Source organism: Cellvibrio sp., from assembly GCF_053579595.1.
On the sequence record NZ_JBRFPI010000449.1, the window covers coordinates 1 to 3,386 of the forward strand.

Annotated in this window: 5 protein-coding genes; 4 read left to right on the forward strand and 1 reads right to left on the reverse strand. The window is 46.7% G+C overall.

Features of this window, described 5'->3' with window-relative positions; genetic code table 11:
- From cyoE to ACWA6V_RS19470, 4 genes are all read left to right on the forward strand, one after another.
- A partial coding sequence (gene cyoE / locus ACWA6V_RS19455; protein WP_449524047.1) for a heme o synthase occupies positions 1 to 724 on the forward strand: 724 nt, incomplete at its 5' end.
- The gene (locus ACWA6V_RS19460) at positions 708 to 1,139 is read left to right on the forward strand and encodes a copper chaperone PCu(A)C (protein WP_449524048.1); all 432 of its coding nucleotides are present in this window, start codon (positions 708 to 710) and stop codon (positions 1,137 to 1,139) included. The genes cyoE and ACWA6V_RS19460, both read left to right, overlap by 17 nt.
- The gene (locus ACWA6V_RS19465; protein WP_449524049.1) at positions 1,117 to 1,791 is read left to right on the forward strand and encodes an SCO family protein; all 675 of its coding nucleotides are present in this window, start codon (positions 1,117 to 1,119) and stop codon (positions 1,789 to 1,791) included. Before ACWA6V_RS19460 ends, ACWA6V_RS19465 begins: the two co-directional genes overlap by 23 nt.
- A 219-nt stretch (positions 1,792 to 2,010) precedes the next feature.
- Positions 2,011 to 2,610, forward strand: coding sequence for a Yip1 family protein (locus ACWA6V_RS19470; RefSeq protein WP_449524050.1), 600 nt, complete (start codon positions 2,011 to 2,013; stop codon positions 2,608 to 2,610).
- 90 nt (positions 2,611 to 2,700) lie between these two features.
- Here the strand turns inward: ACWA6V_RS19470 and ACWA6V_RS19475 are convergent.
- On the reverse strand, positions 2,701 to 3,386 hold a 686-nt coding region (locus ACWA6V_RS19475; RefSeq protein ID WP_449524051.1), incomplete at its 5' end, for an aminotransferase class III-fold pyridoxal phosphate-dependent enzyme.

Consider the following 3,386-nt stretch of genomic DNA (forward strand, 5'->3'; position numbering starts at 1 on the left):
CGCGGCATTTAATCATGTACTCGATCAAAAAATTGATGCGCAGATGGCGCGCACCTATATGCGGCCATTGCCGAAAGGCAAGCTGACCACAGTGCAGGCGGTGGCGTTTGCTTGCACCTTGGCAATTTCAGGGTTTTTAATTTTATTGCTGGCAGTCAATCAACTTACCGCACTCTTAACGTTATTTGGTTTATTTGGTTATGCGGTGGTGTATACGCTCTTGTTAAAGCGCGCTACACCGCAAAATATTGTGATTGGCGGTGTAGCTGGCGCGCTGCCACCGGTATTGGGTTGGACTGCCATCACCGGTAGTTTAAGCGGTGAAGCGCTGCTGTTGATGATGATAGTATTCACTTGGACACCACCCCATTTTTGGGCGCTGGCGATTCACCGCTGTAACGATTATGCCAAAGCCAATATCCCCATGCTGCCGGTTACCCATGGAATTGAATTTACCAAAACGGCCATTTTGCTCTACACCTTGTTATTGTTTCTTGTGTGTTTGCTACCTTATTTGGTAGGTATGACTGGAGCTATCTATTTGTTTGCCAGTATTTATCTTAACGGCAAATTTATTTATCACGCCTGGATATTAAAATTTAATGCTCAGGTTGACACCGCAATGGCGACCTTTCGTTTTTCCATTGTGCATTTAATGGTGTTATTCCTGGTGCTACTGGTCGATCACTATGCAAAGTGGAGTTTCAGTGAATTATTACATTAAGTTTTTTGCGTGCGTTTTGTTGGCGATGCTAGCTGGCCATAGCGTTGCTCAGGTGCAGGTGGAAAATGCCTGGATACAATTGGCACCACCGGCAACTGCCGTAAATGCTGCCTATATGACGATCCACAACCCACAATTGCGCGAGCAAATCATTGTGGGTGTGAGTGCTGATTGCTGCGCGGGAGTGATGCTGCATAAGACGCACCGGGAGGGCGACAAAGTAGTGATGGATCATCTTGAGTCTTTGGTTGTCCCTGCACAAGCCCGCGTGCAATTGGCACCCGGTGGCTTGCATCTCATGTTAACGGAGGCGCAGGAAGAATTAACTCTCGACAGTAAAGTGAAAATAACCTTTAGCTTTGGCGATGGCAGCACCCAGGAATTTGATCTTGATGTTAAACAAACCGGGCCATAAAAAACGCTGGCAGCTGTTATATGCCGTGGCGATTGTAGCCAGTTTGGGGCTGGGAGTGGTGTTGGGTGCACAGCAATTTTCTGCAGCATCAACACTGGCTGTTGCGCAGTTATTACCTGCTCCTAAAACCTTGCCTGAATTTACGTTGGAAAATCATCGTAGTGAAGCTGTTGGTGTGAATGTGTTTCGTCATCGCTGGAGTTTGGTTTTTTTTGGGTTTACTTCCTGCCCGGATTTTTGCCCGCTGGAACTGCAAAAATTAGCCAAGCTATTAAACCTGATGGGGGCGGGAGATGAACTACAAGTGGTATTTGTAAGCGTTGATCCCGAGCGCGATGGATCGGAAAAGCTGGCTAATTACGTTGGATTTTTTCATCCACAGATTCTGGGCTTGCGCGGCAGTAATCTTGCGACAGCAAATTTTTCCCAATTTTTTGGAGCGGCCTATGATCGCTCTGCGATTGTAGAGAGTAAATTAATAACAATTCCCGCTGGAATCAACTTGCCAACCAACGTGGGGGAGCAGTATCAGGTAAATCATTCTACCCGGGTATTTGTGGTAAATCCCCAGGGGGAATTTATTGGTAGCTTTGCCTCCCCTTACGAGGTGGAAGAGATGTTATCCGATATGCAAAAACTGATGGGAAGGTAAATTTTTTATGTGGTTGCGATTTATCAAACAGTTAATAAATATAGATGTTGTAGTTATGGAGAGTTTTTTTTTGGAGTTGATTTAGTCTAACCACTCTCAGGAAGATAGTTGAAGGTCACTATATACTCAGTAGACAAGACGATAGCAGTTCTTCGCCGTGCGATTAGTTGTGTAGCCAAATTGATGGTCAATACCTAATAACAGTGTTGGAGAAAGAATATGATTTCCCATGTTGCCGGTCTTTTTACCCATCCTCACCAGGAGTGGGAGGAAATTCGCGATACGCCCGAAAGCGTTTCCCATCTGTATTTCGCCCACGTCCTGTTCCTCGCCTTGATACCCCCCGTCTCAATGTACATTGGTACAACCAAAGTGGGGTGGATAATTGGTAAGGGCGATCCGGTGATGCTGACGGAGTCCAGTGCGTTGATCATGAGTGTACTTATGTATTTGGCAATGCTAGCTGGCGTTGCGGTTATAGGTGCATTTATTAATTGGATGTCGCGTACCTATGATTCGGCGCCCGGGTATGCCCGCTGCGTAGTGTTCGCCGCTTACACGGCAACTCCCCTGTTTGTGGCTGGGCTCTGCGCACTCTATCCGAATGTCATTCTTACTATGCTAGTGGGTATAGCGGCGGTGTTTTATACCGTGTACCTGTTGTACATGGGCATTCCGATTTTTATGAAGATTCCAGAGGACGAAGGCTTTATTTATTCCAGCTCGATTCTCACTATTGGCTTGGTGATGTTTGTGTCGATTATGGCTATTACCGTATTGATCTGGAGTTTTGGGTTTGGGCCTGCCTATACAGGTTGATCGCTGGATTAATTGGGAGTAAATCTTTACGTCATAAAAAAGCCGGTGCAGTTGTTGCGCCGGCTTTTTGTTTTCCGCGTCCAGGTGAACTTATTTTAAGGTTGCAAAAACCTCGGCGGCAATCTTGAGTGTGTTGTTAATATCGTCTTCAGTGTGCGCACCGGACATAAAACCCGCTTCGTAAGATGCCGGTGCCAAATAAACACCGCGCTCCAACATGCCGTGGAAAAATTTATTAAAACGTGGAATGTCGCAGGCCATCACTTGTTTAAAGTTGGTGACTTTTTTCTCGCTGGTAAAAAAGAAACCGAACATGCTACCGATATGATTGGTGGTAAAGGGAATGCCTGCTTCATCCGCTAATTTTTGCAGGCATTCTACTAATTGCGTGGTGCGTGCGCAGAGGTTGTCATAAAAACTGTCTTGCTCCAATAACTCCAATGTTTTTAAACCTGCTGCCATAGCGACTGGATTGCCGGAGAGGGTTCCCGCTTGGTACACAGGGCCGGAGGGGGCGATCATTTGCATAATATCGCGGCGCCCACCAAAGGCGCCCACTGGCATACCGCCGCCGATCACTTTGCCGAGGGTGATGATATCGGCATTCACCTTGTAATGACTTTGCGCACCTTTGTGTGCAACACGGAAGCCGGTCATCACTTCATCAAAAATTAATACGCTACCGTATTGGTCGCACACCTCGCGCAGGCACTCCAAAAATCCTGGTACGGGTGGAACACAGTTCATATTGCCCACTACAGGCTCAACAATAATGC

Excerpts from the sequence above, each read along its gene's own strand:
- ACWA6V_RS19465 (WP_449524049.1), top strand. The coding sequence starts at position 1,117 with ATGTTAAACAAACCGGGCCATAAAAAACGCTGGCAGCTGTTATATGCC.
- ACWA6V_RS19470 (WP_449524050.1), top strand. The coding sequence starts at position 2,011 with ATGATTTCCCATGTTGCCGGTCTTTTTACCCATCCTCACCAGGAGTGG.